Source organism: Ottowia sp., from assembly GCF_047601385.1.
Lineage (GTDB): Bacteria > Pseudomonadota > Gammaproteobacteria > Burkholderiales > Burkholderiaceae_C > Ottowia.
Map to the genome: position 1 here is coordinate 2,096,040 of NZ_JASGJP010000001.1, position 17,145 is coordinate 2,113,184.

The 17,145-nt window shown below is 71.0% G+C and carries 15 protein-coding genes; 11 read left to right on the forward strand and 4 right to left on the reverse strand.

The annotated features are described in order from the left end of the window. Nucleotides 1–70: 70 nt before the first annotated feature. From QM772_RS10250 to QM772_RS10295, 10 genes are all read left to right on the forward strand, one after another. Nucleotides 71–3,019: a DNA topoisomerase III gene (locus QM772_RS10250; protein WP_415136088.1), complete on the forward strand. Its 2,949-nt coding sequence runs from the start codon at nucleotides 71–73 to the stop codon at nucleotides 3,017–3,019. A gap of 43 nt (nucleotides 3,020–3,062) precedes the next feature. Further along, a complete protein-coding gene (locus QM772_RS10255; protein ID WP_415136090.1) occupies nucleotides 3,063–3,656 on the forward strand; it encodes a BglII/BstYI family type II restriction endonuclease in 594 nt (197 codons plus the stop codon). Then, nucleotides 3,653–4,324, forward strand: coding sequence for an MT-A70 family methyltransferase (locus QM772_RS10260; RefSeq protein WP_415136092.1), 672 nt, complete (start codon nucleotides 3,653–3,655; stop codon nucleotides 4,322–4,324). Before QM772_RS10255 ends, QM772_RS10260 begins: the two co-directional genes overlap by 4 nt. Nucleotides 4,325–4,343: 19 nt before the next feature. Next, nucleotides 4,344–5,324, forward strand: coding sequence for a patatin-like phospholipase RssA (gene rssA, locus QM772_RS10265; RefSeq protein WP_415136094.1), 981 nt, complete (start codon nucleotides 4,344–4,346; stop codon nucleotides 5,322–5,324). After that, complete coding sequence (locus QM772_RS10270; protein ID WP_415136096.1) at nucleotides 5,321–5,788, forward strand: FKBP-type peptidyl-prolyl cis-trans isomerase; 468 nt, start codon at nucleotides 5,321–5,323, stop codon at nucleotides 5,786–5,788. Before rssA ends, QM772_RS10270 begins: the two co-directional genes overlap by 4 nt. Before the next feature lie 56 nt (nucleotides 5,789–5,844). Continuing rightward, a complete protein-coding gene (locus QM772_RS10275) occupies nucleotides 5,845–7,086 on the forward strand; it encodes an MFS transporter (RefSeq protein ID WP_415136098.1) in 1,242 nt (413 codons plus the stop codon). Nucleotides 7,087–7,241: 155 nt separating this feature from the next. Then, nucleotides 7,242–7,403, forward strand: a complete 162-nt coding sequence (locus QM772_RS10280; RefSeq protein ID WP_415136100.1) for a hypothetical protein — start codon at nucleotides 7,242–7,244, stop codon at nucleotides 7,401–7,403. Nucleotides 7,404–7,475: 72 nt separating this feature from the next. After that, the gene (locus QM772_RS10285) at nucleotides 7,476–7,781 is read left to right on the forward strand and encodes a putative signal transducing protein (protein ID WP_415136102.1); all 306 of its coding nucleotides are present in this window, start codon (nucleotides 7,476–7,478) and stop codon (nucleotides 7,779–7,781) included. 60 nt (nucleotides 7,782–7,841) lie between these two features. Beyond that, a complete protein-coding gene (gene nikR, locus QM772_RS10290) occupies nucleotides 7,842–8,333 on the forward strand; it encodes a nickel-responsive transcriptional regulator NikR (protein WP_415136104.1) in 492 nt (163 codons plus the stop codon). A gap of 146 nt (nucleotides 8,334–8,479) precedes the next feature. Next, complete coding sequence (locus QM772_RS10295; RefSeq protein WP_415139548.1) at nucleotides 8,480–10,543, forward strand: TonB-dependent receptor; 2,064 nt, start codon at nucleotides 8,480–8,482, stop codon at nucleotides 10,541–10,543. Nucleotides 10,544–10,556: 13 nt separating this feature from the next. Here QM772_RS10295 and QM772_RS10300 read toward each other — a convergent pair whose 3' ends face one another. Together QM772_RS10300 and purB are read right to left on the reverse strand one after the other, a co-directional pair. Beyond that, nucleotides 10,557–11,117: a YaeQ family protein gene (locus QM772_RS10300; protein ID WP_415136106.1), complete on the reverse strand. Its 561-nt coding sequence runs from the start codon at nucleotides 11,115–11,117 to the stop codon at nucleotides 10,557–10,559. 80 nt (nucleotides 11,118–11,197) lie between these two features. Continuing rightward, complete coding sequence (gene purB, locus QM772_RS10305) at nucleotides 11,198–12,604, reverse strand: adenylosuccinate lyase (RefSeq protein WP_415136108.1); 1,407 nt, start codon at nucleotides 12,602–12,604, stop codon at nucleotides 11,198–11,200. Between the two features lie 113 nt (nucleotides 12,605–12,717). Between purB and QM772_RS10310 the strand changes: the two genes are divergently transcribed. Beyond that, complete coding sequence (locus tag QM772_RS10310; protein WP_415139550.1) at nucleotides 12,718–13,338, forward strand: glutathione S-transferase family protein; 621 nt, start codon at nucleotides 12,718–12,720, stop codon at nucleotides 13,336–13,338. Nucleotides 13,339–13,782: 444 nt separating this feature from the next. On the opposite strand, the gene QM772_RS10315 is transcribed toward QM772_RS10310, so the two are convergent. Further along, nucleotides 13,783–15,411 (reverse strand): FAD-dependent oxidoreductase, encoded by a 1,629-nt coding sequence (locus QM772_RS10315; protein WP_415136110.1) that lies wholly within the window; start codon nucleotides 15,409–15,411, stop codon nucleotides 13,783–13,785. A 161-nt stretch (nucleotides 15,412–15,572) separates the two neighbouring features. Continuing rightward, entirely contained in the window at nucleotides 15,573–17,141 is a 1,569-nt protein-coding gene (locus QM772_RS10320) for a polyamine aminopropyltransferase (protein ID WP_415136112.1), read from the reverse strand. Between the last annotated feature and the right edge of the window lie 4 nt (nucleotides 17,142–17,145).

Consider the following 17,145-nt stretch of genomic DNA (forward strand, 5'->3'; position numbering starts at 1 on the left):
GTTATGTTGGTTTCGTACGTAGGCGTGCGCGAGCGCGCGCGCGTGAAGGACACGGATTCTAAAGAGCCCCATGAAGACACTGGTCATCGCTGAAAAACCCTCGGTCGCGCAAGACATCGTGCGCGCCCTCACGCCCGTCGCCGGCAAGTTCGACAAGCACGACGAGCATTTCGAGAACGAGCGCTACGTCGTCACCAGCGCCGTCGGCCACCTGGTGGAGATCCAGGCGCCGGAGCAGTACGACGTGAAGCGCGGCAAATGGAGCTTCGCGCACCTGCCCGTCATCCCGCCGCGCTTCGACCTGAAGCCGGTGGACAAGACCAAGACGCGCCTGAACGCGGTCGTCAAGCAGGCCAGGCGCAAGGACGTGACGGCCCTCATCAACGCCTGCGACGCCGGGCGCGAGGGCGAGCTGATCTTCCGCCTGATCGAGCAGTACGCCGGCCAGGACAAGGATGGTGTTTTCAAGGGCCTGGGCAAGCCGGTGCAGCGCCTGTGGCTGCAAAGCATGACGCCGCAGGCCATCCGCGAGGGCTTCGAGCGCCTGCGCAGCGACCGGCAGATGCAGGGCCTGGCCGACGCCGCGCGCAGCCGCAGCGAGGCCGACTGGCTGGTGGGCATCAACGGCACGCGGGCCATGACGGCCTTCAACTCGCAAGGCGGCGGCTTCTTCCTGACCACCGTGGGCCGCGTGCAGACGCCCACGCTGGCCGTGGTGGTGGAGCGCGAGGAGCAGATCCGCCGGCACGTGGCGCGCGACTACTGGGAGGTGCACGCCACTTTCCTGGCCGAGGCCGGCGCCTATCCCGGCAAGTGGTTCGACCCGGCCTGGAAGAAAGACCCCGAGGACGCCGAGAAACGCGCCGACCGCGTGTGGACGCAGGCTGAGGCGCAGTCAATAGCCGCCGCCGTGCGCGGCCTGGCCTGCACCGTCAAGGAAGAGAGCAAGCCCAGCACCCAGGCCAGCCCGATGCTGTTCGACCTGACCAGTTTGCAGCGCGAGGCCAACGGCAAGTTCGGCTACTCGGCCAAGACCACGCTGGCGCTGGCGCAGAGCCTGTACGAGCGCCACAAGGCGCTGACCTACCCGCGCACCGACTCGCGCCACCTGCCCGAGGACTACCTGGCGGTGGCCAAGCAGACCTTCGAGATGCTGGCCGGCGGCCACCAGGCCCACCTGGCGCCGCACGCGCGCAAGGCGCTGCAAGACGGCTACGTGCGGCCCAGCAAGCGCATCTTCGACAACGCCAAGGTGTCGGACCACTTCGCCATCATCCCCACGCTGCAAGAGCCCGGCGCGCTGTCGGACGCCGAGCGCCGGCTCTACGACCTGGTGGTGCGCCGCTTCATGGCGGTGTTCTTCCCCAGCGCCGAATACCAGGTCACCACGCGCATCACCACCGCCACGCACGAAGGCAACAGCTACAACTTCCAGAGCAACGGCAAGGTGCTGACCAGGCCCGGCTGGCTGGCGATCTACGGCAAGGAAATCGAGGCCGAAGGCGACGAGAAAGACGGCAAGTCCCTCGTGCCCGTGCGCCCCGGCGAGATGGTGCGCAACGAGTCGGCCGAGGTGAAGGCGCTGCACACCCGCCCGCCCGCGCGCTACTCCGAGGCCACGCTGCTCGGCGCGATGGAAGGCGCCGGCAAGGCCATCGACGACGACGAGCTGCGCGAGGCCATGCAGGAGAAGGGCCTGGGCACGCCCGCCACGCGCGCGGCCATCATCGAAGGGCTGATCAACGAGAAGTACATGCTGCGCGAGGGCCGCGAGCTGATCCCCACCGCCAAGGCGTTCCAGCTGATGACGCTGCTGCGCGGGCTGGAGGTGGACGAGCTCAGCAAGCCCGAGCTGACCGGCGAATGGGAATACAAGCTGGCGCAGATGGAGCACGGCAAGCTCAGCCGCGACGCCTTCATGCAGGAAATCGCCGCCATGACCGAGCGCATCGTGCGCAAGGCCAAGGAGTTCGACCGCGACACCGTGCCTGGCGACTACGCCACGCTGCAAACGCCCTGCCCGCACTGCGGCGGCGTGGTGAAGGAGAACTACCGGCGCTATGCGTGCACCGGCGCGAACGGCGCGGGCGAGGGCTGCGGCTTCTCCTTCACCAAGACGCCCGGCGGGCGCACCTTCTCCGCCGAGGAGGCCGGGACCTTCCTGCGCGAGCGCCGCATCGGCCCGCTGGAGGGCTTCCGCAGCAAGGCCGGCTGGCCCTTCGTCGCCGAGCTGGCGCTGGTGCCCGATACCGAGGGCGCGGGCCATTTCAAGCTGGAGTTCGACTTCGGCGACGACGCCAAGGCCGAGCAGACGGGCGAGATCGTGGACCTCTCGGCCGAGGAGAACCTGGGCCCCTGCCCCAAGTGCGGCGCCGCCGTGAAGGCCTTCGGCAAGAGCTACGTGTGCGAGAAGTCCGTGCCCACCGCCGCGCAGCCGCTGCCGTCCTGCGACTTCAAGAGCGGCCAGATCATCTTGCAGCAGCCGGTGGAGCCCGCGCAGATGCGCAAGCTGCTGACGGACGGCAAGACCGACGTGCTCGACAAGTTCGTCAGCATGCGCACGCGCCGCCCCTTCAAGGCGCGGCTGGCCTGGAGCGCCGACGAGGGCAAGGTGATCTTCGAGTTCGAGCCGCGCGAGGGCGGCCGCAAGTTCCCGCCGCGCAAGACCGCTGCCGCCGCTGCGAAATCAGGAGCTGCCAGCGCAGGCGGGACGGGCGCTGTGGCCCAAAAAGCCGCCAAAAAAGCGCCCGCCAGGAAAACCGCCGCGCCCAAGGCCGAGAAGACCCCGCGCGCCGGCACCCTGAAGCCCAGCCCGCAGCTGGCCGCCGTCATCGGCCCCGGCCCGTTCGGGCGCGGCGAGGTGATGAAGCTGCTGTGGGACTACATCAAGGCGCACGGCCTGCAAGACCCGCAGGACAAGCGCACCATCCTGGCTGACGACAAGCTGCGCCCCATCCTCGGCGCCGACAGCGTGGGCATGTTCAAGCTGGCGGGGGTCGTGGGCGGGCATTTGTCCTGATGCTCGGTTAAGATCGCAAGACTGGATCTTTGGACAGTATCCGATGGGCGTTGATCTGCTGCCTGACTTCATTCGCACGCATTACGAGGTGCACGAGTGGAAGCACGCCTGCGCCATCCTGCGCCACGATTTCCCCGCTGAATGGCGCGATCTGTGCGAGCTGCTGACGCAGTTCAGATTGAAGAAAAGCTGGATCACCGTGGGTGGTGGCAACAAGGGCAAGGTCGCCGACCACATCGACGGTTTTCTCTACCAGCGCGGCTGGGAAGAAAAGCAGTTCGTCACCCAGATCAAGGTCGATGCCGCCACGCGCGACGCACCCACGCACAAGGTCGATTGCTTCAAGAACCGCGTCGCGGTCGAGATCGAATGGAACAACAAGGATCCGTTCTTCGACCGCGACCTGAACAACTTCCGCCTGCTGTTCGAGCTGCGCGCCATCAGCGTGGGCGTCATCATCACCCGTACCGACGCGCTGCAAGGCATCTTCCACGGGCTGGGCCGCGGCAGCAGTTTCGGCGCGTCCACCACCCACATGGCCAAGCTGCTGCCGCGCATCGAAGGCGGCGGCGGTGGCGGCTGCCCGATCCTGGCTTTCGGCATCAGCACCCAGCTCTACGAAGAGGATCAACCATGAGTCATGGCGCCGCACAAGACTTTCTCGCCCGCGTGGATGGCCGCAAGTTCGCCACCCTGCTGGCCGACCCGCCCTGGCAGTTCCAGAACCGCACCGGCAAGGTAGCGCCCGAACACCGCCGGCTGTCGCGCTACGCGACGATGACGCTGGACGACATCAAGGCGCTGCCCGTGGCCGACGCGGCGCAGGACACCGCCCACCTGTACCTGTGGGTGCCCAACGCGCTGCTGCCCGAGGGGCTGGCCGTGATGCAAGCCTGGGGTTTCCAGTACAAGTCCAACCTGGTCTGGCACAAGATCCGCAAAGACGGCGGCCCCGACGGGCGCGGCGTGGGCTTCTACTTCCGCAACACCACCGAGCTGGTGCTGTTCGGCACGCGCGGCAAGAACGCACGCACCCTGGCGCCGGGGCGCCGGCAGGTCAACATCCTCAAGACGCAGAAGCGCGAGCACTCGCGCAAGCCCGACGAGTTCTACGACATTGTCGAAGCATGCAGCCCGGGGCCGTTCTTGGAAATGTTCGCGCGCGGCTCGCGCCCGGGCTGGGCCACCTGGGGCGACCAGGCGGACGAATACGCCCCCGACTGGGCCACCTACAAGAACCACTCGGCGGCCGGCCGGGTCGAGCGCATCGACCACCAGGTTCCGCTGGAGCTCGCGCAGGGCTGAGAGGCTGCGGGCCTCGTCCATGCCCACCACCGCCCGCCGCCCCGTCATCGGCCTGGCCCTGGGCAGCGGCTCGGCGCGCGGCTGGGCGCACATCGGGGTGCTGCGGGCGCTGACGGCCGCCGGCATCCGGCCCGACGTGGTGTGCGGCGCCTCGGTGGGCGCCATCGTCGGCGCGGCCTACGCCGCCGGCGAGCTGGACCGCTTCGAGCAGTGGGTGCTGGGCATGGACCGGCGCGCCGTGATGTCGTACATGGACTTCAGCCTGGGCAGCGGCGTGCTCAAGGGCGAGCGGCTGGTCAGCTTCATGCGCGCGCACTTCGGCGACCGGCCGATCGAGGCGCTGCCGATGCGCTTCGCCGCCGTGGCGACGGCGCTGCACTCCGGCGACGAGGTGTGGCTGCGCGAGGGCTCGGTGGCCGACGCGGTGCGCGCCTCGTTCGCGCTGCCCGGCCTGTTCACCCCGGTGTGGCGCGAGGGGCGCCTGCTGGTGGACGGCGGGCTGGTGAACCCGGTGCCGGTGTCGCTGGCGCGCGCGCTGGGCGCCGAGGTGGTGATCGCCGTCGACCTGAACAGCGACAAGCTGGGCAGGTATTTCCACGCCGCGCCGTCCGCCACCGACGCCCCGGCCGCGCCCGGTGCGCCGCGCGGCGCCTGGGTGCAGTCGCTCCAGCACGGCCTGGGCGCGCTGTGGCCGCGCGGCGCGCCGGCGCACGCGGCCGAGGAGCCGCCGCCCCTGCCCTCGCTGATGGAAGTGCTGGCCAGCAGCATCCAGGTGATGCAGGTGCGCATCACGCGCAGCCGCATGGCGGGCGACCCGCCCGAGGCCGCCATCGCCCCGCGCCTGGCGCAGCTGGGCCTGCTGGACTTCCACCGCGCGCGCGAGGCCATCGACGCCGGCCGCGCCGCCGCCGAGGCGGTGCTGCCGCTGCTGCGCCTGCGCGGGCTGTCACACTCCGCACCCGACACGCCGACCGAGACCCCCACCGAGAGCCCCTCATGACCATCGCCAAGGACACCGCCGTCACCCTCGCCTTCCGCATCACCAGCTTGCAGGGCAAGCCGCTGGACGCCGGCACCACGGCCTACCTGCACGGGCACGGCAACCTGTTCCCCAAGGCCGAGGCGGCGCTGGAGGGCCAGGGCGTGGGCGCGCAGGTGGCGCTGGAGCTGTCCGCCGCCGACGCCTTCGGCGAGCGCGACGAGGCGCTGGCGCGCACCATCCCCCGGGCCGAGTTCCCGCCCGGCGTGAAGGTCGGCGGCCAGTTGCAGGGGCCGGGGCCGCAGGGCCAGCCGGTGCTCTACAACGTGGTCAAGATCAAGGGCCCCGAGGTGCACCTGGACGCCAACCACCCGCTGGCCGGCCAGGCGATCCGCTTCAGCGCCACGGTGAAGGCGCTGCGCCCGGCCACGGCGGAGGAACTGGCGCACGGCCACGTGCACGGCGCGCACGGGCATCAACACTGATACGGTTTTGATAGCTGCCGGCGCTTGCCTGGCAAGCGCTGCGGCCGGTTTTGACCATGAATCCCTCTCCCGCCCCCCCGCTCGGCGAGCGCGCCGCCTGGACGATGCTGCTGGCGCTGGTCGGCGGCTTCGCGCTGAGCCAGGCGTTCCGCACGCTGGCGGCCATCATGGGGCCGCCGCTGGCCGCGCAGCTGCACCTGTCGCCGCAGCAGCTCGGCCTGTGGTCGGCGGCCTACCACTTCGCCTTCGGCACCATGCAGCTGGCGATGGGCGTCTCGCTCGACCTGTTCGGCGTGCGCCGCACCATCCTGCTGGCGTTCCCGATGACCGTCGCCGGTTCGCTGCTGTCCGCGCAGGCCGACTCCTACGCCGCGCTGATGCTGGGCCAGATGCTGATCGGCACCGGCTGCGCGCCGGCCTTCCTGGTCTGCACGGTGTTCATCGCGCGGCATTTCAGCGCCCAGCGCTTCACCGCCGTCTCGGGCCTGGTGATGAGCCTCAGCAGCATCGGCGTGCTGGCCACGGCCACGCCGCTGGCCTGGCTGATCGAGGCCACGTCCTGGCGCTGGGGCTTCGGCGTGCTGGCCGGCTGCGCGGTGCTGGCCTGGGGGGCGATGTGGCGGCTGGTGCGCGAGCCGGCCGCCCCCGCCGCCGCCGGGGGCGGCCCGCGCCCCTCGCCGCTGGCCGCGCTGCGCGAGCTGCCGGGCCTGTTCGCGCTGCCGCACACCCTGGGGCTGGTGGCCTACGCGGCGGTGGGCTACGCCAGCTTCATCTCCCTGCGCGGGCTGTGGCTGGGGCCGCTGCTGGTGCAGCGGCACGGCTTCTCGCTGGTGGACAGCGGCCACGTGGCGCTGGTGATGACGCTGGCCAGCATGGCCAGCCCGGCGCTGTTCGGCAGGCTGGACCCGGGCGGCGCGCGCCGCATCCGCTGGCTGCTGGGGCTCGCCGTGGCCGCCGCGCTGCTGCTGGGCACGCTGGGGCTGGTGCGCATGGCCTGGGTGGACGTGCTGCTGGCCATCGCCTTCGGCATGCTGTCGGGCTACGGCGTGCTGCAATACGGCTACGTGCGCGACGCCTACCCCGCCGCGGTGCGCGGGCGCGCGCTGTCGCTGTTCACGATGGCGATGTTCCTGGGCATCTCGCTCATGCAGTGGGCCAGCGGCCTGGCCGCCAGCCTGGCGCCGAGCCTGGGCGTGGAGCCGTTCAGCGCCGCGCTGCTGACCATGGCGGCGATGCTGCTGGCCGGCGCGGCGGCGTTCTGGAAACTGCCGCAGGCGAGAACTGCAACACCCCCCTGAGTCGCCTTCGGCGCTGGCATGGCCTGCTCCGCGGCCTTTTGGCCCATGCCCGGAGTCGTGTACCACCGACGAGGGGCGCGCTCTGTAGTTCTCGGCGTGGAACTGCCCAAGTCGCGGCATACTGGGGCGGTTGCCACACTACGGAGTCGATCCCCATGCGAATCACCCGCCTGATCCTGGCCGGCGCCGCGCTGCTGGCCGCCCTGGGCCTCGCCGCGTGCGCGGGCACCCCGACCAGCTCGGACGCGGCCAGCGCCAAGCCCGGCGTCACCGTCTACGGCACGGTGGACGCCGGCGTCGGCCGCACGTCGCGCTGACCTCGATACTATTGTTTACATAGCTGCCAGCGCTTGCCCAGCAAGCGCTGGAGGCCGATTTGCCTTGCAACCATGCGCCGGCTGACCCGGGCCCCGAACGCCGCCATCGCCCAGCTGTGGGCCGACCTGCTGTGCGAGGCCGGCTACCCGGCCACGGTGGAGCGGCGCTTCCTCTCCAGCGTGGCGGGCGAGCTGCCGCCCGACCAGTGCCTGCCGGAGATCTGGCTGCGCCACGACGAGCACGTGGCCGAGGCGCGCCGCCTGCTGGATGACCTGGCCCGCGTGCCGCAGCGCCGCTGGACCTGCGCGGCCTGCGGCGAACTGGTGGAAGGCGGCTTCGAGCAGTGCTGGGCCTGCGGGGCGGCGATGCCCGCGTGACGCGGGCCGCCCGATAAACTGCCCGGGTCACATCGGTACCGACGCCCGCCGCACCGCCCCATGCAACGCTTCACCATCTCGCTCGACGACGCCCTGGCCGCGCAGTTCGACGAACTGATCGCCACCATGGGCTACGAGAACCGCTCCGAAGCGGTGCGCGACCTGATCCGCGCGCGGCTGAGCAGCGCCGTGCTGCCCGCCGCGACCAACGCGGCGGCGCGGAGCGGCACGGCGCTCTGGTGCGTGGCGACGGTGAATTTCGTCTACGACCACCACGACCGCACGCTGGCCGCGCGCGTGCTGGCGCTGCAGCACGACCACCACGACCTGGTCGTCAGCAGCCTGCACACCCAGCTGGGGCACGAGGACGGCCTGGAAGCCGTGGTCCTGCGCGGCCCGCTCGACGAAGTGCATGCCTGCGCGCAGAAGCTGCTGGCGTTGCGCGGCGTGCGCCACGGCCATGCGCACGTGGTGCCGCTGGCGCACGATGCCGCCGCCCACCACCACCCGGGCGCCCACGCGGCGCATGGCCACCACAAGCCGCTGAACTGACCCGCGACGGTCCGGCGCGAGGGTCGCGCACCGTTGCAGGCCCGATTCTTGCATTGGTATGAATTAATCAAATTACTTCATACACCCCAGGAGCCGACGCCATGTTCAGAACCTCTGCCAAACCGGGGCCCGCGCTGGCCTTGGGCATGCTGGCCGCGCTGGCCGCGCTGGGCGCGCAGGCGCAGTCGCCGCTGCCGGACGCGCCGCACCTGCCCGAGGTCGAGGTGCGCGGCCCGGTGGATGCGGCCATCGGCGGCGCCGACAGCGCCAGCGAAGGGGCGGCCGAGCGGGCCTCGTTCCAGTCGCGGCCCAAGCTGCGGCCGGGCGACATCGTCGAGGCCGTGCCGGGCGTGGTGGCCACCCAGCATTCGGGCGACGGCAAGGCCAACCAGTACTTCCTGCGCGGCTTCAACCTCGACCACGGCACCGACTTCGCCGTCAGCGTGGACGGCATGCCGGTCAACCTGCCCACGCACGGCCACGGCCAGGGGTATGCCGACCTGAACTTCCTGATCCCGGAGCTGGTGTCGGGCGTGCGCTACCGCAAAGGGCCGTACTTCGCCGACGGCGGCGACTTCTCGCTGGCCGGCAGCGCCAGCATGGACTACGTCAGCGCCTTGGAACGACCGTACCTCGAAGCCACCGCGGGCGGGCACGGTTTTCAGCGCCTGCTGGCCGCCGGCTCGCGCACCGAGGACGACCACACCTGGCTCGGCGCGCTGGAGCTGGAAAAGAACAACGGCCCCTGGGTAGTGCCCGAGCGCCTGCGCAAACTCAACGGCGTGCTGCGCTTTTCGCAGGGCACGCCGCAGCGCGGCTGGCGCGTGACGGGCATGGCCTACAGCAGCCACTGGACTTCGACCGACCAGATCCCCCAGCGCCTGGTGGACGACGGCGCGCTCTCGCGCTTCGGCAGCCTCAACCCCACCGACGGCGGCCGCACGCGCCGCCTGTCGCTGTCGGGCCAGTGGTTCGACAAAGGCCCGCAGGGCGAAACGCGCCTGTCGGCCTACGCCATCGACTACCGGTTCGACCTGTTCTCCGACTTCACCTACTTCCTCGCCCACCCGGACCGGGGCGACCAGTTCGAGCAGAGCGACCGGCGGCGCGTCTACGGCCTGGCCGGCTCGCACCAAAAGAATACGCGCTGGGGCGATCTGGACGGCGTGCTCAGTTTTGGTGCGCAATGGCGCGGCGACCGCATCGCGGGCGTGGGCCTGTACGCCACCGAGGCGCGCGAGCGCTGGCAGACGGTGCGCGACGACCAGGTATCGCAGGACCTGCTGTCGCTCTACGGCCAGCAGCTGCTCAACTTCACGCCCACGCTGCGCGGCTACGTCGGCCTGCGCGGCGACTGGCTGCGCTACCGCGTGGACGGGCGCGAGCCCGTCTACGGCCCGGCCAACAGCGGCCGCGGGCACGACAGCCTGCTCAGCCCCAAGGCGGGCCTGGCCTGGACGGTGGCGCCCACGCACGAGCTGTACCTCAACTGGGGCCGGGGCTTCCACAGCAACGACGTGCGCGGCGCCACCATCACCGTCGATCCGCAGACCGGCGAGCCGGCCGAGCGCGTGCCGGCCCTGGTCAAGGGGCAGGGGGCCGAGCTGGGCTGGCGCTTTCAGCCGCGCGACGGCCTGACGCTGACGGCCGCGCTGTGGCAGCTCGACCTCGACTCGGAACTGGTCTACGTGGGCGACGCCGGCGCCACCGAGCCCGGCCGCGCCAGCCGCCGCCGCGGCCTGGAGGCCACGCTGCGCTGGCAGATCGACCCGCGCTGGCGCGTGGAGGCCGACGCCGCCTGGTCGCGCGCGCGCTTTCGCGGCGCCGCGCCCGAGGGCGAAGGCAACCACGTGGACAACGCCGTGGAGCGCGTGCTGGCCGCCGGCGTGGTGTGGGAAAGCGGCCCGTGGATGGCCACGCTGCGCCTGCGCCACATGGGCGCGCGCGCGCTCGACACCACCAACAGCGTGCGCTCGCGCCCCGTCACCCTGCTCAACCTGGGCGGGCGCTACGCCGTCAACCGCCACCTGAGCATCGGCCTGCAGGTGTTCAACCTGACCAACCGCAAGGGCAACGACATCGAGTACGACTACGCCTCGTGCACCGCCGGCGAAGTGGCCAGCGGCGCCTGCGGCGGCGGCATCGAGGGGCGGCACGTCCACCCGATGGAGCCGCGCAGCGTGCGGGTATCGGCGCGCTGGACGTTCTGAACGCCCGTTGCCGCTACCGCCAGCGCAGCGGCTCCACCGCCACGCTGCCCAGCCCGCTGGACAGCGTCAGCACCCCCTCCTGCACCGTGGCCTGCAATTGCATGCTGCGCTCGGCGAGCAGCGCCAGGGCCTGCGCCTCGGCGGCGGGGATGCGCCAGACGGCGAGCTTGTCCAGGCGCGCCAGCTTGCCCTCGATGCCGCGCCACCACACCTCGGCCGCCGGGCCGTAGGTGTAGAGGATGACCTGGTCGGCCTTGCTGCACGCCTTGGCCAGCGGCTTGTCGTCGGGCTGGCCGACCTCGATCCACAGGCGCGTGCGGCCGGTGAAGTCGGTCAGCTGCACGTCGGGCTCGTCGGGGCTGGACAGGCCGGCGCCGAAGCCGATGCGCGCGTCGCCGCCGCACAGGTCCTGCACCTGGTGGGCGTTCAGCGCCAGCGCGGCCAGGCGCACCAGCATGCGCTCGTCGGTCTCGCTGGGGTGGCGCGCCAGGGTGAGCTGCAAGTCGGTGTAGCAGCCGTGGTCGATGTCGGCCAGCTGCACGTCGGCCTTGAAGACGGTGGATTTGAGGGCCATGGAATGATGTCGTTTGCTACTGTTTCAGTAGCTGCTGGCGCTTGATGGGCGGGCGCTGGAGGCCGATTTGGCTTGTAGACTCAACCGCGGCGCGCCAGCGCGGCCGCCTTGCCGACGTAGCTGGCGGGCGTGAGGGCCAGCAGGCGGTCCTTCTCGGCCGGCGGGATGTCCAGCGCGCGGATCAGCCCGTGCAGCGCCTCGCGCGTGACGGCCTGGCCGCGCGTGGCTTCCTTGAGCTTTTCATACGCGCCGGGCACGCCAAAGCGGCGCATCACGGTCTGGATGGGCTCGGCCAGCACTTCCCAGGCCGCATCCAGGTCGGCCGACAGGGCGGCTTCGTTCAGCTCCAGCTTGTTCAGGCCGGTCAGCAGCGACTGGTGCGCCAGCGTGGCGTAGCCCAGCGCCACGCCCATGTTGCGCAGCACGGTGGAGTCGGTCAGGTCGCGCTGCCAGCGGCTGATGGGCAGCTTCTCGCTCAGGTGGCGCAGCAGCGCGTTGGCCAGGCCATAGTTGCCCTCGGCGTTCTCGAAGTCGATCGGGTTGACCTTGTGCGGCATGGTGCTGGAGCCGATCTCGCCGGCCTTGGTCTTCTGCTTGAAGTAGCCCAGGCTGATGTAGCCCCAGATGTCGCGCGCCAGATCGATGCAGATGGTGTTGGCGCGCGCCACGGCGTCGAACAGCTCGGCCATGTAGTCGTGCGGTTCGATCTGGGTGCTGTAGATCTGGAAGGTCAGGCCCAGGCCCGGCTGGCCCGCCACCGCGCCCGGCTCGCCGGCGGCGGGCGATTGCACCACGCGGCGGCTGAAGGCCTCCCAGTCGAAGTCGGGCCAGGCCGACAGGTGGGCGTTGTAGTTGCCCACCGCGCCGTTCATCTTGGCCAGCAGCTGCACACCGGCGATCTGCGCGTGCGCCTTGTCCAGGCGGGCCACGACGTTGGCCAGCTCCTTGCCCACGGTGGTGGGGCTGGCGGTCTGGCCGTGGGTGCGGCTGAGCATGGGCACGTGGGCATGGTGGTGGGCCAGCAGGCGCAGGGTGTCGATCACGCGACTCAGCAGCGGCAGCAGCACATCGTCGCGCGCGGCCTTCAGTTGCAGGGCGTGGCTGGTGTTGTTGATGTCCTCGCTGGTGCAGGCGAAGTGCACGAACTCGCTGGCGGCCAGCAGCTCGGGGCGGCCGTCGAACTGGGCCTTGATCCAGTATTCGACCGCCTTGACGTCGTGGTTGGTGGTCTTCTCGATGTCCTTGATGGCCTGGCCGTCGGCCTCGGAGAAATCGCGCACCAGGCTTTCGAGGTAAGCGCGCGCTTCTATGGAAAGCGGCTTGAATTCGGAGAACCCCGCGTCGGAAAGCGCCACGAACCAGGTCAGCTCCACCTGCACGCGGCGCTGCATGTAGCCCAGCTCGCTCATGATCGGGCGCAGCGGGGCCAGTTTGCCGGCGTAGCGGCCGTCGAGGGGGGAAACAGCGGTGAGCGGGATGAGTTGCATGGCCGAAATTGTAGAAGCCGGGCCTTCCGCCTGTTGGCGGATGCGGGCACCGGCGGGCTTGGCCTAGAATGGCCGGCGCCATTCTCCACTCCTCACGAACGTCTTCAATGTCCATGCGTTTGATCGGTGCCCCGACCAGCCCCTACGTGCGCAAGGTGCGGGTGGTGATGGCGGAAAAGAAGCTCGACTACCAGTTCATCACCGAGAACGTCTGGGCCGACGACACCCGCATCGGCGAATCCAACCCGCTGGGCAAGGTGCCCTGCCTGGTGATGGACGGGCAGGACGCGGTGTTCGACTCGCGCGTGATCGTCGAGTACCTCGAAACGCTCTCGCCCGTGGGCAGGCTGATCCCGCCCTCGGGCCGCCAGCGCGTGGAGGTCAAGACCTGGGAGGCGCTGGCCGACGGCCTGCTGGACGCCGCCCTGCTGGCGCGGCTGGAGCGCACCTGGCCCGGCCGCGCCGACAGCGAGCGCAGCGCCGCCTGGATCGCGCGCCAGATGGGCAAGGTGGACGCCGCGCTGGCCGCCATGAGCAGCGGCCTGGGCGAGAAGACCTGGTGCTCGCCCGGCGTGCACCTGTCGCTGGCCGACATCGCCGTCGGCTGCGCCCTGGGCTACCTGGACTTCCGCTTCCCCGAGCTGGACTGGCGCGCGCGCCACGCCAACCTGGCGCGGCTGCTGGACGAGCGCCTGATGCAGCGCCCGAGCTTCGCGGACACCCTCCCGGCCTGAATTGACCACCCCCGTGTCTCCACGCGCTTCGCGCTGTTGCGCCTCCCCCCTCTAGGAGGGCACCGCCAGCGGCCGGGGCAAGCCCGTCCGCGGCGGTTGCTGGCATGGCCTGCTCCGCGGCCATCGGGCTCTTGGGGTTTCATGCGCTGCAGGTGAAGCGCAGCGCGCCGAACAACTAAAAAGCAAGCGCCGCCGGGGCACGGAGCCCGGGCGGCGCTGCGGAATAAAAATGCTGCCGAAGCGGCCTGAAGCGAAAGAGGAGGAGGGAGGGAGGAGGAAGTGCGCTTCAGGTTTTCAGATGGCTCGGCAGCTTCAAGAAGTCATAGCGTGTCATTCAACCACTTGCCTTACGTATGGTCAGAGCACCGGATGGCAAGCGGAGTTCCCGCCAGGTGCGCGCGGGAGCGTAAAGAAACGTGTGAACCTTGTGAGCTTTTGCACGCCTCAGGCCAGCGCGCTGCCGGCCGCGTGGCCCAGGGTGAAGGCTTCCTCGAACACCGAGTAGCCCGACCAGTCGGCGTGCGCGAACGCCAGGCGCGGCGCGTCGGCGAAGCGCCAGGCCGGCGGATGCTCTTTTTTTAATAGCTGCCGGCGCTTGCTGGGCGGGCGCAAACGGTCGATTTGGCTCAAAGTCCCGGGCACGGGCACGGCCATGGCGTGGCCGTAGCGGGTGATCTCCATGCGCAGCAGCTTGGGCGCCAGGTCGGGGTGCGGCACGGCCAGCTCGGCCAGCAGGGCGTCGCGCCAGTGCGTCCACGGGCGCGCCAGCAGTTCGGCCCGGCCGCCGGGCTCGTCGCCCAGCGCGCGGTAGTACGTCAGCACCGTGGGGCCGGGCACGGCTTGCAGGCTCTGGTGCATGGCGTCCACGTAGCCCAGGCCGGCGCTGCCGTAGAGCACGTTGTCCCAGCTCGGCGCGGCGCCGGGGCGGTCGGCCAGCGGCGCGCGCAGGCGCAGGTTGGCGACCAGCCAGGGGGCGGTGCGCAGGCCGGCGGCGCGCGCGCGCACGGCGGCGGGCAGCGGGTCGAGCACGCGCGCGGCCACGCCCACGGGCAGCGCGACCACGGCCTGGCGCGCCTGCCAGCGCTCCAGCCGGCCGGTGGCGGCATCCAGCGCATCCACCTCCACCCCGTGCTTGCCGGATGCGATGCGGCCGACCACGCGGCCGGCGTGCAGCCGCTCGCCCAGCGGCGCGGCCAGTTGCGCGGCCAGCCAGCCGTTGCCCTGCGGCCAGGTGAGCACGCCGCCTTCGTCGCCTGCCTCGCCCCCACCCTCGGCCCCCGGCGCGTGGAAGCCGTGCCGGCTGGCGAAGTAGTGCAGCCCCGCCCAGGCCGAGACGGCGCCGATGCCAGCGCCGAAGTCGTCGCGGCAGCAGTAGTCCAGATACCACAGCAGGTGCGCGTCGGCCAGGCCCTGCCGGGCCAGCCACGCTTTGAAATCTATAGCGTCCAGCGCAAGCTGGGCGGGCGCGAAGGCCGATCTTTGCACTGGGATGGCGTAGTGCGCAGCGCGCTGCGCGTCGGCCACCAGGGCGGCGAAACGCCGGTACGCCGCCTGCGTGGCGGCGCCCACGCCGTGCACAGGCAGCAGGCCGTCCTGCCACTCGCCATTGAAGAAAAGGCGCTCCTGCGGGCTGTGGCACAGGGCGCGCTCGTCGTACTGCCAGCGGCCAGCCACGCGGCGGCGCAGGCCCAGTTCTTCCAGCAGGTCCCGCACCTCGTGCGCGTCGTCGCCCGGCAGTGGCAGGTAGTGCGCGCCCAGCGGGCAGGCGATGCCCATCAGCGCGCCGCCGCGGCTGTTGCCGCCGGGAGCGTCTTCCAGCTCCAGCAGGGCGAAGTCCTCGTGCCCCGCCCGCCGCAGCGCGCGCGCCGCCGCCAGCCCGGCGATGCCGCCGCCGGCGATCACGGTGTGCGCGGTGCGCACCACGTCGGGCGCGCGGGTCGGCCAGGGCTGGCGCAGCAGGTGGCCGCGTTCATGCGCGATGCCGGCGAAGCCGCCTTCGATGGCCTCCCGCTCGCGCGGCGAGCAGCCGGCCGCAGCCAGCGCAACCGTCAGAAGCAGGGATCTGCGTTGCATCGGTCAGCTGCGCGAACCCGCACATCGCCGCAAGGCGTCCGGTGGCCGCGGAGCAGGCCACGCCAGCGAACGCCGTGGACGGACCTGCGCCGGCCACTGGCGTTGTCCCCCCTCCCGCAGAGAGAGGGGGGAAGGCGCCGAAGGCGACTCAGGGGGGTGCCTCATTTCATCACCCGGCCCCATTCGGTTTCGTAGGTGTGCACCAACACCTGGTTCGACAGCCGGTTGACCTCGGCCGGCACGCGCGCCATGTCGGCCGGGAAGTCGAACAGCAGCCCCAGCGTGGCCGGCGTGAGGTAGCGCAGGCCGGCCGGCAGCTCGGCGGGCAGGCGCCAGGGCCGGCGGCTGGCGATGACGAAGCCCCATTCGCCGAAGCTGGGCACGTGGGCGTGGTAGGGCGTGGCGCGCAGGCCCGCGGCCTCGACGGTCTGCACCACGGTCCAGAAGCTGCGCCGCGCCACCAGCGGCGAGGTGGTCTGGATCACCGCGTAGCCGCTGGCCGCGAGGCGCTTCTCCAGCAGGGCGTAGAAGCTCAGCGTGTAGAGCTTGCCGATGCTGAAGTTGGTGGGGTCGGGGAAGTCCACCACGATGACGTCGAAAACCTCTTCGCCCGATTCCAGCCACTTGAAGGCGTCGGTGTTGACGATCTTCACCTTGGGCGAAGCCAGCGCATGGCCGTTCAGCGCGGCCAGCGCCGGGTTGTGCGTGAACAACTCGGTCATCGCCGGGTCCAGCTCGACCAGGGTGACCTGCTCCACGCCCGGGTACTTCAGCACTTCGCGCACCGCCATGCCGTCGCCGCCGCCCAGCACCGCCACCCTGCGCGGCGCGCCGTGCGCGGCCAGGGCGGGGTGCACCAGGGCCTCGTGGTAGCGGTACTCGTCGCGCTCGGCGAACTGCAGGTTGCCGTTGAGGAACAGCCGGTAGCCCGGCCGCCCCTCGCCCGGCGCGTGGGTGACGACGATGCGCTGGTACGGCGTGCTCTGGGCAAACACCACGCGGTCGGCGTACAGCCTGTCCTCGGCCAGCGTGGTGACCTGGCCGGCGAAGGCCCAGCCGGCGGCCAGCACGGCCAGCGTCAGCGCGCAGGCCGCCGCGTGCGCGGCGAACGCGCGCAGCTCATGCCGGAACAGCCACAGCGCCCACACGCCCACCAGCGCATTCAGCAACCCGAACAGCAGCCCGGTGCGGATCAGCCCGAGCTGCGGCACCAGCAGCAGCGGAAAGGCCAGCGACACCGCCAGCGCGCCCAGGTAGTCGAAGGTCAGCACCTGCGACACCAGCTCGCGCAGCCGCACGTTGCGCCGCAGGATGCGCATGACCAGCGGTATCTCCAGCCCCACCAGCGTGCCCACCAGCAGCACCAGCCCATACAGCACGACGCGGAACGCGCCGGGCGCCCAGGCGTTGGCCAGGAACAGCGCCACCGGCAGCAGCCCGCCGGCCAGCGCCACCAGCAGCTCGATGCGCAGGAAGTGCGCCGGCAGCTGCCGCTCGAAGAAGCGCGACAGGTACGAGCCCACGCCCATGGCGAACAGGTAGCTGCCGATGATGGTGGAGAACTGAAGCACCGAGTCGCCCAGCACGTAGCTGGCGATGGCGCCGGCCGCCAGCTCGTACAACAGCCCACAGGCAGCGACGACGAACACGCTGGCCAGCAGCGCGACCTCCAGCGGGTGCGGGCCGGGGCGCGGGCCACCCGGGTGCGATTCAGTGGAAGCGTCGGCCATCGCG